The sequence below is a fragment of the Bradyrhizobium sp. HKCCYLR20261 genome (assembly GCF_051168435.1).
GTDB lineage: Bacteria > Pseudomonadota > Alphaproteobacteria > Rhizobiales > Xanthobacteraceae > Bradyrhizobium.
Genome location: NZ_JBNPUZ010000001.1, coordinates 687129 through 701806, shown reverse-complemented (window position 1 = coordinate 701806; position 14678 = coordinate 687129). Strand labels below are relative to the sequence as shown.

13 protein-coding genes and 1 riboswitch are annotated in these 14678 nt (G+C 65.6%); of the genes, 10 read left to right on the top strand and 3 right to left on the bottom strand.

Going from position 1 to position 14678, the window contains the following annotated elements:
* Window positions 1–81: 81 nt before the first annotated feature.
* Both ACQR1L_RS03245 and ACQR1L_RS03240 read left to right on the top strand, forming a co-directional pair.
* Window positions 82–1137 (top strand): lysylphosphatidylglycerol synthase domain-containing protein, encoded by a 1056-nt coding sequence (locus ACQR1L_RS03245; protein ID WP_434856456.1) that lies wholly within the window; start codon window positions 82–84, stop codon window positions 1135–1137.
* Window positions 1138–1165: 28 nt separating this feature from the next.
* Window positions 1166–2476, top strand: coding sequence for an ATP-binding protein (locus ACQR1L_RS03240; RefSeq protein WP_434856455.1), 1311 nt, complete (start codon window positions 1166–1168; stop codon window positions 2474–2476).
* A gap of 65 nt (window positions 2477–2541) precedes the next feature.
* Here ACQR1L_RS03240 and ACQR1L_RS03235 read toward each other — a convergent pair whose 3' ends face one another.
* Entirely contained in the window at window positions 2542–3057 is a 516-nt protein-coding gene (locus ACQR1L_RS03235; protein ID WP_257167179.1) for a GcrA family cell cycle regulator, read from the bottom strand.
* A gap of 472 nt (window positions 3058–3529) precedes the next feature.
* On the opposite strand from ACQR1L_RS03235, the gene ACQR1L_RS03230 reads away from it, so the two are divergent.
* The 5 genes from ACQR1L_RS03230 (at window position 3530) to ACQR1L_RS03210 (ending at window position 8190) form a co-directional block, all read left to right on the top strand.
* Window positions 3530–4741: an aspartate aminotransferase family protein gene (locus tag ACQR1L_RS03230; RefSeq protein WP_434856454.1), complete on the top strand. Its 1212-nt coding sequence runs from the start codon at window positions 3530–3532 to the stop codon at window positions 4739–4741.
* Between the two features lie 8 nt (window positions 4742–4749).
* Complete coding sequence (gene argF, locus ACQR1L_RS03225; protein ID WP_434856574.1) at window positions 4750–5676, top strand: ornithine carbamoyltransferase; 927 nt, start codon at window positions 4750–4752, stop codon at window positions 5674–5676.
* Between the two features lie 310 nt (window positions 5677–5986).
* Window positions 5987–6994 carry an Hsp33 family molecular chaperone gene (locus ACQR1L_RS03220; RefSeq protein WP_434856453.1) on the top strand — a complete coding sequence of 336 codons (1008 nt, stop codon included), beginning with the start codon at window positions 5987–5989 and terminating at the stop codon, window positions 6992–6994.
* Window positions 6995–7291: 297 nt separating this feature from the next.
* The gene (locus tag ACQR1L_RS03215) at window positions 7292–7669 is read left to right on the top strand and encodes a hypothetical protein (protein WP_315783032.1); all 378 of its coding nucleotides are present in this window, start codon (window positions 7292–7294) and stop codon (window positions 7667–7669) included.
* A gap of 140 nt (window positions 7670–7809) precedes the next feature.
* Window positions 7810–8190: a hypothetical protein gene (locus ACQR1L_RS03210; protein ID WP_434856452.1), complete on the top strand. Its 381-nt coding sequence runs from the start codon at window positions 7810–7812 to the stop codon at window positions 8188–8190.
* Between the two features lie 920 nt (window positions 8191–9110).
* On the opposite strand, the gene apaG is transcribed toward ACQR1L_RS03210, so the two are convergent.
* On the bottom strand, window positions 9111–9506 hold the full coding sequence (gene apaG, locus ACQR1L_RS03205; RefSeq protein WP_434856451.1) for a Co2+/Mg2+ efflux protein ApaG: 396 nt from the start codon (window positions 9504–9506) through the stop codon (window positions 9111–9113).
* A 314-nt stretch (window positions 9507–9820) separates the two neighbouring features.
* On the opposite strand from apaG, the gene ACQR1L_RS03200 reads away from it, so the two are divergent.
* Genes ACQR1L_RS03200 through ACQR1L_RS03190 form a run of 3 tightly spaced genes read left to right on the top strand, consistent with a single transcriptional unit; the run spans window position 9821 to window position 13021 of the window.
* A complete protein-coding gene (locus ACQR1L_RS03200; RefSeq protein ID WP_434856450.1) occupies window positions 9821–11137 on the top strand; it encodes an OpgC domain-containing protein in 1317 nt (438 codons plus the stop codon).
* Window positions 11137–11895 carry an SGNH/GDSL hydrolase family protein gene (locus tag ACQR1L_RS03195; RefSeq protein ID WP_434856449.1) on the top strand — a complete coding sequence of 253 codons (759 nt, stop codon included), beginning with the start codon at window positions 11137–11139 and terminating at the stop codon, window positions 11893–11895. Before ACQR1L_RS03200 ends, ACQR1L_RS03195 begins: the two co-directional genes overlap by 1 nt.
* Window positions 11896–11908: 13 nt before the next feature.
* Complete coding sequence (locus ACQR1L_RS03190) at window positions 11909–13021, top strand: GDSL-type esterase/lipase family protein (protein ID WP_434856448.1); 1113 nt, start codon at window positions 11909–11911, stop codon at window positions 13019–13021.
* Between the two features lie 189 nt (window positions 13022–13210).
* Here ACQR1L_RS03190 and ACQR1L_RS03185 read toward each other — a convergent pair whose 3' ends face one another.
* Window positions 13211–14419: an O-succinylhomoserine sulfhydrylase gene (locus tag ACQR1L_RS03185; RefSeq protein ID WP_434856447.1), complete on the bottom strand. Its 1209-nt coding sequence runs from the start codon at window positions 14417–14419 to the stop codon at window positions 13211–13213.
* 76 nt (window positions 14420–14495) lie between these two features.
* Window positions 14496–14575, bottom strand: a riboswitch (SAM riboswitch).
* Window positions 14576–14678: the final 103 nt, after the last annotated feature.

The following is a 14678-nucleotide window of genomic DNA, read 5'->3' as shown; positions in this document are numbered from 1 at the left end:
GCGTTGTATGCGCACATGACGAGGCGCCTTCAGGACGCCCCGTCGACGGCCGTCGTGATGGGATCGCGGTGAGAGGTGTCGATGCTTGAAGCCATACGCAGAGCGGCCGCGTTCCTGCGCGAGAAGCAAGTCCTGCACAAGCTCGGCGTGCTGATCAGCATCGCGGTCATCGCGGTCGCCTGCTACGTCCTCTACCACATGCTGCGCGGCATCGACACCTACGAGGTGCTGGAAGCGATCAAGAGTACCGAGCCGCACCAGATCGCGCTCGCCGCTCTGTTCGTCGCCGCCGGCTATTTCACGCTGACCTTCTACGATCTGTTCGCGGTGCGCGCGATCGGCCACGACCATGTGCCGTACCGCATCAATGCGCTGGCCGCCTTCACCAGCTATTCGATCGGCCACAATGTCGGCGCCAGCGTCTTCACCGGCGGCGCGGTGCGCTACCGCGTCTATTCCGCCTATGGGCTGAACGCGATCGACGTCGCGAAGATCTGCTTTCTCGCCGGCCTGACCTTCTGGCTCGGCAACGCCGCCGTGCTCGGGATGGGCATCTGCTATCATCCGGAAGCCGCGGCCTCGATCGACCAGCTGCCGCCCTGGGTCAACCGCCTGGCCGCGATCGCCATCCTGGCCGGCCTCACGGGCTATGTCGCCTGGGTCTGGACCAAGCCGCGCGTGGTCGGCCGCGGCCCCTGGAGCGTCACGCTGCCGGGCGGGCCGCTGACCCTGCTGCAGATCGCGATCGGCATCATCGACCTCGGTTTCTGCGCGCTGGCGATGTACGTGCTGGTGCCGGACGAGCCCAACCTCGGCTTCGTCGTCGTCGCCGTCATCTTCGTCTCGGCCACCTTGCTCGGCTTCGCCAGCCACTCCCCCGGCGGGCTCGGCGTGTTCGATGCCGCCATGCTGGTCGGCCTCTGGCAGATGGACCGCGAGGAGCTGCTGGCGGGAATGCTGCTGTTCCGGATGCTGTATTATTTGGCGCCGTTCCTCATTTCTGTAATCTTGCTGACGTTTCGCGAGGTCATTATCAGCGCGAGGTCGAAACGGCTGCGCCAGGCCGCGCTCAGCCTCGACCCCTCTCCCCCGCCTGAGGCCGCCTTTGCAAGGAAGCGCAGCGATTCCGGTGCCTGACGCGACCTCCAGGGAACAGTAGGACGCAATGGCCCTCGACGCTCCCTCCGATCCGGTGCTCTCGATCTTCTCCCCCTGGCCTGACCGGCTGCGCCATTCCGCGATCATCCTGCTGGCCGCCGCGATCGCGCTGACCGGTCTGGTGCTGCTCGACGAATTGCTGCCGCTGCGGGCGCTGGCGGTATTCCTGTGCATCTCGGCGGCCGCCCTGGTGCCGTGGCGGCTGCACAGCGCGGTGGCCAAGCGCGAGGAGGAGCAGCGCCACGCCAACCCGGTCGAGGCGCCCGCCGTCAGTGCCCTGGTGGACGGCATTCCCGATCCCGCCGTGCTGCTCGACCGCGCCGGCCGCGTCATCCACCTCAATGCCGCCGCCGCCCAGCTCGCGCCCGCTCTGCGCAAGGGCGAGCTCGCGCAATTTGCGCTGCGTACGCCGGAGATCATCACCGCGTTGCGCGAGGCCATCGCCACCACCGAGATCCGCCGCGCCACCTATCACGACCACGTGCCCGTGGATCGCTGGATGGAGCTGATCATCACGCCGGTGCCGGTGCCGACCGCGTTCGGCGGCACCGACAAATGCATGCTGATGACCTTCCACGATCTGACGCCGCTGCGCCGGGTCGAGGAGATGCGCGCCGATTTCGTCGCCAATGCCAGCCACGAGCTGCGCACGCCGCTCGCCGCGCTCTCCGGCTTCATCGACACGCTGCAGGGCCCTGCCAAGGACGATCCGAAGGCGCGCGAGCGCTTCCTCGGCATCATGCACACCCAGGCCACGCGCATGGCGCGGCTGATCGACGACCTCTTGTCGCTGTCGCGCGTGGAGCTGTCGGCGCATGTCCGCCCCGACACGCTGGTCGACGTCGTGCCGATCATTCGCCAGGTCACCGACGGGCTCGAGCCGCTGGCCAGGGAGCGTCAGGTGGTGATCGAGACCTCGGTGCCGGAGACGCCGGTGACCATCGCGGGCGACCGCGAGGAGTTGCTGCGCGTGTTCGAGAACCTGATCGAGAACGCGCTGAAATACGGCGCCTCCGGCGGCCGCGTGATCGTGTCGCTGGAGCAGGCGGTGTCCGCCGAGAATGCGCCGGAGATCCGCGTCAAGGTGCGCGATTTCGGCCCCGGCATCGCGCCGGAGCATCTGCCGCGGCTCACCGAGCGGTTCTATCGCGTCGATGTCGGCGACAGCCGCGCGCAGGGCGGCACCGGCCTCGGCCTGTCATTGGTGAAGCACATCCTCAATCGCCATCGCGGCCGGCTGCTGATCGAAAGCGTGCCGCGCAACGGCGCCGCGTTCACGGCGTGCTTCCCGCAGTCCCGCTCCGCGCGCGCATCCTGATCTGCCAGAAAGCAAAAGGCCCGGCGCAGGCCGGGCCATCATCCTCGGTCATCAGTTGCGGCTGCTCAGCGCGACGTCGACTTCGCCGGCTGGCGGCGCCGGTCGGCCGCGGGCTGATAGGCGACGCGCGAATGCTGCGCGCAATAGGGCAGGCCGGCGAGCGCCTTGCCGCCGCAGAAGAAGAAGTCCGGGCTCGAGGGATCGCCGACCGGCCAGTGGCAGGTCGCCTCGTTCAGTTCCAGCAGCGACAGCCGCTGGTTCATCGGCACGACGTTGTCGAATGCAACCGGATCGGGCTCCGCCTCGACCTCGAAAACCTGTGCGAGCGCGGTGTTGCCGCGCGCCACCGGGCGCGCCACCCGCATCATCGGTTGAGCAGGACGGGCCGCCTTGCGCTGGCGTGGCGCCGCGGTGGCCGGGCTCTTGGCGCGGCCGGACAAGCCCAGCCGGTGCACCTTGCCGATCACGGCGTTGCGCGTCACGTTTCCGAGTTCCGCGGCGATCTGGCTGGCCGACAGTCCGGCTTCCCAGAGTTTCTTTAGCTGCTCGACGCGATCGTCGGACCAGGTCAATACCGTCATCGAACCTTTCCCTTCGCGTATGCCGGCCAATTCTGGGACGGCGCTGCGATATCTGTCTCAAAAACCCCTGCCGGCAGAATCCCTTATCCCTCGCCGGGAGCGCGTGAAGCACCCGGACGTTACGCGAACTCAAGAACTCCTAGAGGGATCGGTTACTGCCGCACGAGATGTCGTACTCGACGCTGAAAACGCTACAATATGGCGTGACTCTCGCGCAAGAGTCGGTGGTCACCGTCCACACATTCCGCGGTTCCGTGTTGCATGTTTTGAGCTATGTCATGCGCCCGCAATGTCACGGGCCTGCGCCCATCGATCAGACGACGCGTAGTTGACTCCCACCGCCGCGCGCATACAATAGGTGCACGTGCCGCCTTGAAAAGGCGGCACATTTTGTTTTCCAGGGTGGGGTCCCTGATGCGCGATGGCATCGCATGGCGCGTGTCTCGGCCACCCGTCAGCTCATGTGATCGCCATGACAAGTGTTGCTGCTACGCATCTGCTCCCCGTATTCGCCCGGGTCGATCTGTCGTTCGAGCGCGGCGAAGGCGCGTGGCTGATCGCGACCAATGGTGATCGCTATCTCGACTTCACCTCCGGCGTCGCCGTCAATTCGCTCGGCCATGCGCATCCGCATCTGGTGAAGGCGCTGCAGGAGCAGGCGACGAAACTCTGGCACATGTCGAACCTGTTCAAGAGCCCGGACGGCGAACGTCTCGCCGCACGGCTGTGCGAGCAGAGCTTTGCCGACTACGTGTTCTTTGCCAATTCCGGCGCCGAGGCGATGGAAGGCGCGATCAAGATCACGCGCAAATATCACGCGGCGAAAGGCCATCCTGAACGTTACCGTATCATTACGTTCGAAGGCGCGTTCCACGGCCGCACCTTGGCGACGCTCGCCGCCACTGGTTCCGCGAAATATCTCGACGGCTTCGGCCCGCCGATGGATGGCTTCGACCAGGTTCCATTCGGCGACATCGAGGCGGTGAAGAAGGCGATCGGCCCGCACACGGCCGGCATCCTGGTCGAGCCGGTGCAGGGTGAAGGCGGCGTGCGCACCGCGCCGCTGTCCTTCTACAAGGCGCTGCGCCAGCTCTGCGACGACAACGGCTTGCTGCTCGTCATCGACGAGGTGCAAACCGGCATGGGCCGGACCGGCGACCTGTTCGCGCATCGCTGGCTCGGCGTCACGCCGGACGTGATGTCGCTCGCCAAGGCGTTGGGTGGTGGCTTCCCGATTGGCGCGGTGCTCGCGACCGCCGAGGCGGCTTCGGGCATGACGCCGGGCTCGCACGGCTCGACCTTCGGCGGCAATCCGCTGGCGGTGTCGGCGGCCAATGCGGTGCTCGACGTGATGCTCGCGCCCGGCTTCTTCGATCACGTCCGCAAGATGTCGCTGCTGTTGAAGCAGAAGCTCGCGGCGGTGAAAGACCGTCATCCCGACATCATCGCCGAAATCCGCGGCGAGGGTCTTTTGATCGGCGTCAAGGCGGTGGTGCCGTCGGGTGATCTTGTTGCCGCGTTGCGCGATCAGAAGCTCTTGACGGTCGGCGCCGGCGACAACGTCGTGCGCTTCCTGCCGCCGCTGATCGTCAATGAATCCGAAATCGAACAATCGGTCGACATGCTCGATCGCGCCTGCACGGCGCTGTCGGGCGGTCCTGCCAGGCAGGCGGCCGCATCATGAGCAAGGCCATGGGCAACACGCCGCGTCACTTCCTCGATCTCACCGAGATGCCGGTCGAGGAGCTGCGCAACATGCTGGCGCTGTCCAGCCGGATGAAGCAGACGCTGAAGTCCAACGAGCCGGCGAAGAAGCCGCTCGAGGGCAAGGTGCTGGCGATGATCTTCGACAAGCCGTCGACCCGCACCCGCGTGTCGTTCGACGTCGGCATGCGCCAGCTCGGCGGCGAGGCGATCATGCTGACCGGCGCCGAGATGCAGCTCGGCCGCGGCGAGACCATCGCCGACACCGCGCGCGTGCTGTCGCGCTATGTCGACGCGATCATGATCCGCATCCTCAGCCACGAGGCGCTGCTCGAGCTCGCGGCGCATGCCACCGTGCCGGTCATCAACGGCCTGACGCGGCGCTCGCATCCCTGCCAGGTGATGGCCGACGTCATGACCTTCGAGGAGCATCGCGGTTCGATCGAGGGCCGCACCGTGGCCTGGACCGGCGACGACAACAACGTGCTGGCCTCCTGGGCGCATGCCGCCGAGCGCTTCAAGTTCCGCCTCAACGTGGCGACGCCGCCGCAGCTGTCGCCCGGCAAGCCGATGAAGGATTTCATCCGCGCCACCAAGGCCGACATCCATCTCGGGCATGATCCGGATGTCGCGGTGAAGAACGCCGATTGCGTCATCACCGACACCTGGGTGTCGATGGGCGACAAGGACGGCGAGCACCGCCACAATTTGCTCAAGCCGTATCAGGTCAACTCCAAGCTGATGTCCTTGGCCAAGCCCGAGGCCCTGTTCATGCACTGCCTGCCCGCCCACCGCGGCGAGGAAGTCACCGACGAGGTCATCGACGGCCCGCAGTCGGTCGTGTTCGACGAAGCCGAAAACCGCCTGCACGCGCAGAAGGGCATCCTGGCCTGGTGTTTTGGCGAGCGGGCGTAGAGTATTGAGGATGCGTCGGCGTCTGCGCGTAGCCTCTGGCGCGGATATCTAATCAGTTCACGTTTGGCTCGGTGAGCCCAGCTCTCGCAGCGCCGACGGTGCGCTCCCTCTCCCCGTTCTTACGGGGAGAGGGGTGGGGTGAGGGGCAGCCGCGCGGGAAGTGGACGTGGTGAGACCTGTACCCCCTCACCCGGATTGCATCTGACGATGCAATCCGACCTCTCCCCGCAAGCGGGGAGAGGTCAGCAAGCCGCGGCATTGTCGCCTGTCACCGTCTTCCTTTTCGGTCAACCATCCCCAAATACGCCCCATGACAGCCAATCCCCCCGACACCAACATCAACCTCGACACCAGCCGCGCCCCGTCGGCCGTGCCGGTCGATGACGCCGTGCTGCCGTTCGAGGTCGCCGCGCTCGATCTGCGCGGGCGGCTGACCCGGATGGGGCCGGCGCTCGACGACATTCTCACCAAGCACGCTTATCCTGCGCCGGTCGGCAAGCTGCTCGGCGAGGCCATCGTGCTGACGACCCTGCTCGGCTCCGCGCTGAAGTTCGACGGCCGCTTCATCCTGCAGACCCAGACCGACGGCCCGGTGTCGTTCCTGGTGGTCGACTTCCAGGCCCCCGATCGTCTCCGCGCCTATGCGCGCTATGACGAGGCGCGGCTGCAGGAGCTGAAGGAGCAGGCCAAGGACTCCGGCACTCTGCTCGGCAAGGGCCATCTGGCGATGACCATCGACCAGGGTCCCGACATGAGCCGCTACCAGGGCCTCGTCGCGCTCACCGGCGGCAGCCTCGAGGAGGCCGCCCACGAATACTTCCTGCGCTCCGAGCAGATCCCGACGCGCGTGCGCCTCGCCGTCGGCGAGGAGTGGAGCGGCGGCAAGCACCGCTGGCGCGCCGGCGGCCTGCTGACTCAATTCCTGCCGCAAGCGCCCGAGCGCCTGCGCCAAGCCGACCTGCCTCCCGGCGACGCGCCCGAGGGCACCGAGCTGCACGCGGTCGAAGAGGACGAGGCCTGGGTCGAGGGCCAGTCGCTGGTTGCCACCGTCGAGGACGTCGAGCTGATCGATCCCGCACTGTCCGGCGAGCGGCTGCTGTACCGTCTCTTCCACGAGCGCGGCGTCCGCGTGTTCGACCTCGTGCCGCTGCAGGCGCGCTGCTCCTGCTCGCGCGACGCGGTCGCCAACATGCTGAAGAGCTTCTCCCCCGAGGACCGCGCCGACATGGTCAAGGACGACAAGGTCGTCGTCACCTGCGAGTTCTGCTCCTCGGTCTATCAGTTCACGCCGCACGAAGCGGGCGTGACGGAGAACTGAGAGCGCAAGCCTGGCTCTGCAAGTCAGGGCGAAGTGGCGGAGCGAGCTATCTCCCCACGTCATCGCGAGCGCAGCGAAGCGATCCAGAGTGGTTTCCGCAGCTCTGGATCGCGTCGTCGCTTCGCTCCTCGCGATGACAGCAGTGTGAAACTCCTGCGTGGGCGCGCGCATGAATTCTGGCGGAGGAGCCGGACATCGCAAGCCTGCAACACGCCTGATCGTTCTCCCTTGCGCATCTCGACGTCTGCAATTCGCGCAGCTAAGGTTCCGGCGGGTTCAGGTGCTGGGGGCACTCGCATGCGTGCGCTGTTTGTTGTCGTCTCGCTTCTTCTGTCCGTCGTGGCGGCGCGCGCCGAGCGGGTGATCCCGTCCGGCAAGCCGCTGATCCTGTTCAACGCGACATCGGTCAATCCCGATTGCAGCGCGCTCGGCAATGTCGAGGTGCGGGTCGTGCAAGGCCCGGAGCACGGCAGGGTCTCGGTCAGCAGAACGCGCGTGTTTCCGAACTATGCGGCGGGCAATCTGCGCAGCACTTGCAACGCGCGCCGCGTGCCCGGCGTGCTGGTGACCTATGTCTCGCAGCGCGGCTATGTCGGCGACGATCTCGTCGTCATCGAGGTGTTCTTCCCGAACGGCCGCGCCCAGCGCGCCACCGTTGCCATCCGCGTGGTCTGATCGATCGGCTGCTCCGAGAAAGGCGCGACATCGCGCGGATCGTTCGTCTGTCGAACTGGATGTTTGGGCATCCGAACGCTCTCGACGTTCGCAACCTCCGCGGCTAAGTTCCACTCGAAAGTCGTTGCCGGGGGCGTTGCATGCGTATGCTGTTGGTCGTGATCGGTCTGCTCGTGTCGATGGGGGCGGCGCAGGCCGCCACGAAATTCGTCCTGTCGGGCAGGCCGGTGATCCTCTATCAGGCCGGCGCCACCAATCCGGATTGCACCGCCGCCGGCGAGGTCGTGCTGCGCGTCATTCAGGAGCCCGAGCATGGCAAGGTCACCATCCGCCGCGCCGGTTTCTATCCCACCTTTCCTGACGGCAATGTACGCAGCGCCTGCAATCGCCGTCGGGTGCCCGGCGTGCAAGCCGTCTATACGTCTCAGCGCGGCTATATCGGGATGGACACCGTCGTGATCGAAGCGTTCTGGCCGGCCGGCCGCGCCGTCCGCTTCACTGCGCCGATCCGGGTCATGTGAAACGTATCCGCTGCGACAGGCGGACGTTGTGAGTTCGTTGTCTTCGGAGGCCGGTCCTGCGCCGGCGCGCCAACGAGCTGCCCGTCGCGCTATTCTGCCGCAGCAACAAACAACTTGTTCCGTCGGGCAAATCAGGCGCACATTTCCGCGCGTCCCTGCTGCCGCATGAGGGGCGTGTCGCGACCGTCACGAGACGTTGGCAGTGGGATGCGATGGGCGTGTGTCGGCGCAGCGTGGCTTGGTTCGCGCGGACGAACGGCGAGGCACGCACGGTCAAGTCGCGCGGTCCTGATATCCCGATGCTGATATCAACTCGCGTTGGAGCGTTGCTTCACGTGGGGATGGTGGCCAACAAGCCCGGCGCACCAGGGAGAACGCGAAGCAGCCGTTAAAACCGATCGCGCAGGGAGGGCCGGGTCGTTCCGGCTGAACCTGTGGTACCTGCCGCCTGCATTTTTTCTCGCAGGCGGGCCGCAGGCCTCAGCCGAGGCCTGGCTCTCCCTGCGCCCTCTGTTGGAGGGCGGACGAAGAGGACAAAGCTCGGGCGCGATAGCGTCGCGATGACGATGATGCTCGGCTTGATCGTGGATTCTCAATTTATGCGCCTGCCAGGGGGGACGCACTCTGTTTCGACACCCACGGTGTCGTCCCGGGCTTGAGCCGGGACCCATAACCACCGGCGGTCATGGTGAGACAGGATCGCCGTTCCAGCCGTCGCTAAACCGGATCCTGTGGTTATGGATCCCGGGTCGGCGCTTACGCCAACGCTGGCGCGTTGCCGGACGCTTGCCCGGGATGACAGCGGTGAATGTGGCGGCAGGCCCGGCAGGTCGATCGAGGGCGAACGATTGTACTTCGAGAACTGCATCCACCGAACTGAACGAACGCCTGGCCGTCAACCGAACCCGAGGCCCATCAGACTAATTCAGCACCCGCTTGCCGCCATCGGGGCCGTCGAGCGAAAACGCCGGCACCGCGATGTCGAACTGCTCGCCGCTCTCGCTCTCCATCTGGTAGGAGCCGGACATGAAGCCGGAGGCGGTCGTCAGCGGCACGCCGGAGGTGTATTCGAACCGCTCGCCCGGCGCGAGCACCGGCTGCTCGCCGACCACGCCCTCGCCGCGGACCTCCTGCTGCCGGCCGACGCCGTCGGTGATGATCCAGTGACGGCTGCGCAGCCGCACCGTCTCCTCACCGGTATTGGTGATGACGACTGTATAGGACCAGAACCAGCGGCCATCCGTGACCGAGGATTTCTCGGGCAGGAAGTTGGGCTCGACGGTCACTTCGATGTGGCGAGTCACGGCGCGATACATGACGGCATTGTAGCGGAAACCGATGTCGGAACCAATCGTAACGCCATCGTGCTTTCAACACAGTTCCGCCTTATGGCACCAGAATCTCGGACTCTGCCGCCGGGTATCCTCCGATCCGTCAGTCGGGATCGGAGCCCCGGCGGAGCCGGCCGTCGTCGCCCCTGTGATGCGTTGCGATCGCTGCCGTTGGTCCGCGCGGCCGAAAAACTGGGCACGGCCCAGCCGACAAGTCCTTCATCGCTTGCGCAAAAATTGCGCAGCCCTACATTCGCCCTGCCGGGCCTTCCAGGCTGGCAGCCTTGACGTGGTGCCTGATGACGTCGATTGCCGATCGCCTTTCCGGACCATCCGCGCCCGCCGCTGCCGCGCCGACGTCGCTCGCGGAAACGGCTGCAGCTGCGAGCGTGGCCGCGCCCGCCATCACGGCTGCCCCGGCAGCGGCGCCGCCGGCGAAGGCTGCTTCACCCGCAATCACATTCCCGGCAGTCGGTGAGCGCGAGCTGCGGCTCGATCTGTTCCGCGGGCTGGCACTGTGGCTGATCTTCATCGATCATTTGCCGCCGAACCTGCTGACCTGGTTCACGATCCGCAACTACGGCTTCTCCGACGCCACCGAGATCTTCATCTTCATCTCCGGCTACACCGCCGCGTTCGTCTACGGCCGCGCGATGCAGGACGCCGGCTTCATCGTCGCCACCGCGCGCATCCTGCGCCGGGTCTGGCAGATCTACGTCGCCCACGTCTTCCTGTTCACGATCTTCCTCGCCGAGATCTCCTACGTCGCGACCAGCTTCGAGAACCCGCTCTACACCGAAGAGATGGGGATCATGGACTTCCTGAAGCAGCCGGACGTGACGATCGTGCAGGCGCTGATCCTGCGCTTCCGGCCTGTCAACATGGACGTGCTGCCGCTCTACATCGTGCTGATGCTGTTCCTGCCGTTGATCCTGTGGCTGATGCGCTGGCGTCCCGATGTCACCCTCGGTCTGTCGGTCGTTCTCTACGCGGTCACCTGGGAGCTCGATCTCTATCTCACCGCCTATCCGAACGGCTTCTGGGCCTTCAATCCGTTCGCCTGGCAATTGCTGTTCGTGTTCGGCGCATGGTGCGCGCTCGGCGGCGCACAGCGCATGTCACGCATCATCAATTCCCCGATCACGCTCGGGCTCTGCGTCGCCTATCTGGTCGCGGCCTTCTGCGTCACCCTGACCTGGTACATCCCGCAGCTCGGTCATCTGATGCCGCGCCGAATCGAGCAATGGATGTATCCGATCGACAAGACCGATCTTGACGTGTTGCGTTTCGCGCATTTCCTCGCACTCGCAGCACTCACCGTGCACTATCTGCGCAAGGATTGGCCGCTGCTGAAGTCACGCTGGCTGCGGCCGCTGATTGTTTGCGGGCAACACTCGCTGGAGATCTTCTGCCTCGGCGTGTTTCTGGCGTTCGCGGGTCATTTCGTGCTTGCCGAAGTGTCGGGCGGCGCCATGATGCATGCGGTGATCAGCCTGTGCGGCATCCTCATCATGTGGGGGGTGGCGTCGCTGATTTCGTGGTACAAGCGTGAGGCCGATAAGGGCGCGGCGCGAAAAGGTGCGCGCAGCAACGCCGATCTGGCGGGAGGGGGCTGATGAAGTCCGTCTCGTGGTTAAGGTTTGGTATCGCAGCGCTGGCGGTGACGCTGGCAGCGTCTGCGCGCGCGGAAGACGCGCCGCAGAATTGCGAGGTGCCGGCCTACCTGCTGACGACCGAGAGCCCGCTCCCGAAAGTTGCAGACGCCGTCAAGACCGCCCGCACGCTGGATATTCTCGTCGTCGGAAGCCGCTCATCCTCCATTGTCAGCACGGCGGATGCCGCCGCGTATCCTCACCGGCTGCAGGCGGCCCTGAAGGACAAGCTTCCGGCCGTCACCATCAACCTGACCGTCGAGCTGCAGCCGAAAAAGACGGCGGAGGAAATCGCCGGAAATCTTGTTAAACTGGTGGAAGGAAAAAGGCCTAATTTGGTCATCTGGCAGACCGGAACGGTCGACGCCATGCGGTCGATCGATCCTGATGAGTTCCGGCAGGCGGTCGACGACGGTGTGGCGACGCTGCAGAAAGCGGGAGCTGATGTCGTTTTGATGAACCTGCAATACAGCCCGCGGACGGAAACGCTGATTTCCGTGCCGCCCTATGTCGACAACATGCGGGTGGTGGCGCAGCAGCGCGACATCCCGCTGTTCGATCGCTTCGCGATCATGCGGCAATGGAACGAGCAGGGCGATTTCGACCTGTTCAATCCGACGCACGGGGTCGAGCTGGCCAAGCAGGTTCATGATTGCCTCGGACGGGCGCTGTCGAAGTTCATCATCGACGCGGCGCATGTCGGTCCGGCGCAGCAGAACTAGGGTCATGTTGTCTATGTGTTCGAATAAATTGTGCCGCGTATCTGGGACATGGGAGACGCTTTCGGCTGCCGTGGTCCTGGTGACGGCTCTCTCGATCAGCCCGCAGCTCGCACGCGCGCAGGGCGCCGAGGTGGCTGCCGAGTTTGCGGTCAGCGAATTGCGTCCGACCATCGGCCACGTCATGGTGGCTCAGGCCGGCAATCCGGCGCCCGGTCCGATCGCCGCCGTCAATCCTGCGGCCAAGACGTCGCCGCCGGCAAATGCGCCAGCCATGACGGACGCGCAGTCGCCCGCGAGTGCGGCGGTCATGGCCGCCACCCCGCCGCAGTCGCGCAGCATCACCGAGCGCGCGATCGACAAGGTCAAGCAGGTCGCGAAGTCCGCGAGCGACATCTTCAACCGCGTGCCCTGCCTGCCGCCGAAGGGCGTGGCGAAGAAGAATTTCATCTCCCTGCCGCATGTCGCGAACAAATTGGCCTCCGGCCTGCCGGTCGTCATCGTCGCCTTCGGCTCGTCATCGACGCAGGGCTATGGCGCGAGCACGCCCGACTACAACTATCCGAACCGGCTCGCAGCGCAGCTGCGCCGGCAATATCCGATGGCCGACATCACCGTGATCAATGCCGGCGTCGGCGGCGAGGATGCGCCGGAGATGATGAAGCGGCTGGAGACGTCGGTGATCGACCGCCATCCGGATCTCGTGATCTGGCAGGTCGGCACCAATGCGGTGCTGCGCGACCTCGATCCGACCGAGACCGCCAAGCTGGTCGAGGACGGCGTCGCCAAGATCCAGGCGGCGGCATCCGACGTCGTGCTGGTCGATCTGCAATATTCGCCGAGGGTCAACGAGCGTTCGGAGAACGCCAGCCGCATGAACAAGCTGCTCGGCCGCATCGCCGAGCTGCATCACGCCGGCATCTTCCCGCGCTTCGAGGTGATGCGCGACTGGCATGAGCGCCAGGCGATCCCGATGAATGAGTTCGTGATCTCGGACGGCCTGCACATGAGCGACTGGGGCTACGCCTGCTTCGCCCAGCTGCTCGGCGACGACATCATCCGCTCGGTCGGCCAGGTCAAGCTCGGCATCAACCAGCCTGCGGAAGTGCTGACCTATCGGCCGATGTGACGAGGGCGGGTAGCAAAGCTATCGCATATGAAAATTCGGGGCTGTCGCGACCGACCGCTCCCCGCAGTTAGTTACTCCGTCATGCCCGGGCTTGTCCCGGGCATCCACGTCGTTCTCAGCGTGCCGAACGGCGTGGATGACGCTGTTGAGACGGACGAGCGCACCACTGCGATCGTCAAATGAGATTCGCTACGCGGACTTCAGGGCCGCGTCGAGATCCTCGATCAGATCTTCGGCATGCTCGAGGCCGGCGGAGAAGCGGATGAAGCCCTCGCTGATCCCAAGCTCGGCGCGCGCCTCCGGCGTCAGCCGCTGATGCGTGGTCGTTGCGGGATGCGTGACCAGCGTCTTGGAGTCGCCGAGATTGTTGGAGATGCGCGCGAGCTTGAGCCCGTTGAGCGTGCGGAACGCCGCGGGCTTGCCGCCCTTGACCTCGAAGCCGACCAAGGTCGAGCCGGCGCGCATCTGCTTCCTGACCGTCGCCGCCTGCGGATGGTCCTCGCGGCCCGGATAGATCAGCCGCGAGATCTTCGGATGCGCGGCGAGGAAGTCCGCCACCTTCGCCGCCGTGTCGGTCTGCGCGCGCACGCGCACGGCCAGCGTCTCGAGGCCCTTCAGCAGCACCCAGGCATTGAACGGCGAGATCGACGGGCCGGTCTGGCGCATGAAATTGTGGATGTGCTCGGCGATGAACGCCTCCGACGACAGGATCACGCCGCCGAGGCAGCGGCCCTGGCCGTCGATATGCTTGGTCGCGGAGTACACGACGACATCGGCGCCCAGCGCCAGCGGGCTCTGCCAGATCGGGGTGGCGAAGACGTTGTCGACGATCAGCCGCGCGCCATGGGCATGCGCGATCTCGGCGATCGCCGGAATGTCCATCACGTCGAGCGTCGGATTGGTCGGGCTCTCCAGGAAGAACGATTTGGTGTTCGGCCGGACCGCCTTCTGCCACTGGTCGAGGTCAAGCCCGTCGACCAGGGTCGACTCGATGCCGTAGCGCGGCAGCAGGTCCTCGACGACGTAGCGGCAGGAGCCGAACAGCGCCTTGGCCGCGACGACATGGTCGCCGGCGCGCAGGGGCGCCAGGATCGCGGTGGTGACGGCGGCCATGCCGGTGGCGGCCGAGCGGCAGGCCTCGGCGCCTTCGAGCTCGATCATGCGGCGCTCGAACATCGCCGTGGTCGGGTTGGAGAAGCGCGAATAGATGAAGCCGGGATCCTCGCCCTTGAAGCGCGCCTCGCACTCCTCGGCGGTGGCGTAGACGAAACCCTGCGTGAGATAGAGCGCCTCGGCGGTCTCGCCGAATTCGGAGCGCAGGCCGCCGGAATGCACCAGCCGGGTTTCGGGACGGTAGTGGGCGAACGACGCCGGCGCCTTCGCGGGGGACTTCGACATGTGACCTCCATCGTGACCACCGCGCCTGGCGATGGGCACAAAAAAACCGGCCTGGGAAAACTCCTCACGGCCGGGATCACAATCGTCCCCGGCCTGTTTAGCGACTTATTTAACGTGGCTGCAAGCCGGCCGGCTCAAATCACCACGGGATAAGTCGTGCTCATAGTCCCACCTGGCCTTTCCGTCAAGCCAGCCATCGGATAACCGGTCAAAAGACCCTATATAGGCTCGCATAGCCGCCATTCCGGCAAAGGATCAG

Excerpts from the sequence above, each read along its gene's own strand:
- ACQR1L_RS03245 (WP_434856456.1), top strand. The coding sequence starts at position 82 with ATGCTTGAAGCCATACGCAGAGCGGCCGCGTTCCTGCGCGAGAAGCAA.
- ACQR1L_RS03240 (WP_434856455.1), top strand. The coding sequence starts at position 1,166 with ATGGCCCTCGACGCTCCCTCCGATCCGGTGCTCTCGATCTTCTCCCCC.
- ACQR1L_RS03235 (WP_257167179.1), bottom strand. The coding sequence starts at position 3,057 with ATGACGGTATTGACCTGGTCCGACGATCGCGTCGAGCAGCTAAAGAAA.
- ACQR1L_RS03230 (WP_434856454.1), top strand. The coding sequence starts at position 3,530 with ATGACAAGTGTTGCTGCTACGCATCTGCTCCCCGTATTCGCCCGGGTC.
- argF (WP_434856574.1), top strand. The coding sequence starts at position 4,750 with ATGGGCAACACGCCGCGTCACTTCCTCGATCTCACCGAGATGCCGGTC.
- ACQR1L_RS03220 (WP_434856453.1), top strand. The coding sequence starts at position 5,987 with ATGACAGCCAATCCCCCCGACACCAACATCAACCTCGACACCAGCCGC.
- ACQR1L_RS03215 (WP_315783032.1), top strand. The coding sequence starts at position 7,292 with ATGCGTGCGCTGTTTGTTGTCGTCTCGCTTCTTCTGTCCGTCGTGGCG.
- ACQR1L_RS03210 (WP_434856452.1), top strand. The coding sequence starts at position 7,810 with ATGCGTATGCTGTTGGTCGTGATCGGTCTGCTCGTGTCGATGGGGGCG.
- apaG (WP_434856451.1), bottom strand. The coding sequence starts at position 9,506 with ATGTATCGCGCCGTGACTCGCCACATCGAAGTGACCGTCGAGCCCAAC.
- ACQR1L_RS03200 (WP_434856450.1), top strand. The coding sequence starts at position 9,821 with ATGACGTCGATTGCCGATCGCCTTTCCGGACCATCCGCGCCCGCCGCT.
- ACQR1L_RS03195 (WP_434856449.1), top strand. The coding sequence starts at position 11,137 with ATGAAGTCCGTCTCGTGGTTAAGGTTTGGTATCGCAGCGCTGGCGGTG.
- ACQR1L_RS03190 (WP_434856448.1), top strand. The coding sequence starts at position 11,909 with ATGTGTTCGAATAAATTGTGCCGCGTATCTGGGACATGGGAGACGCTT.
- ACQR1L_RS03185 (WP_434856447.1), bottom strand. The coding sequence starts at position 14,419 with ATGTCGAAGTCCCCCGCGAAGGCGCCGGCGTCGTTCGCCCACTACCGT.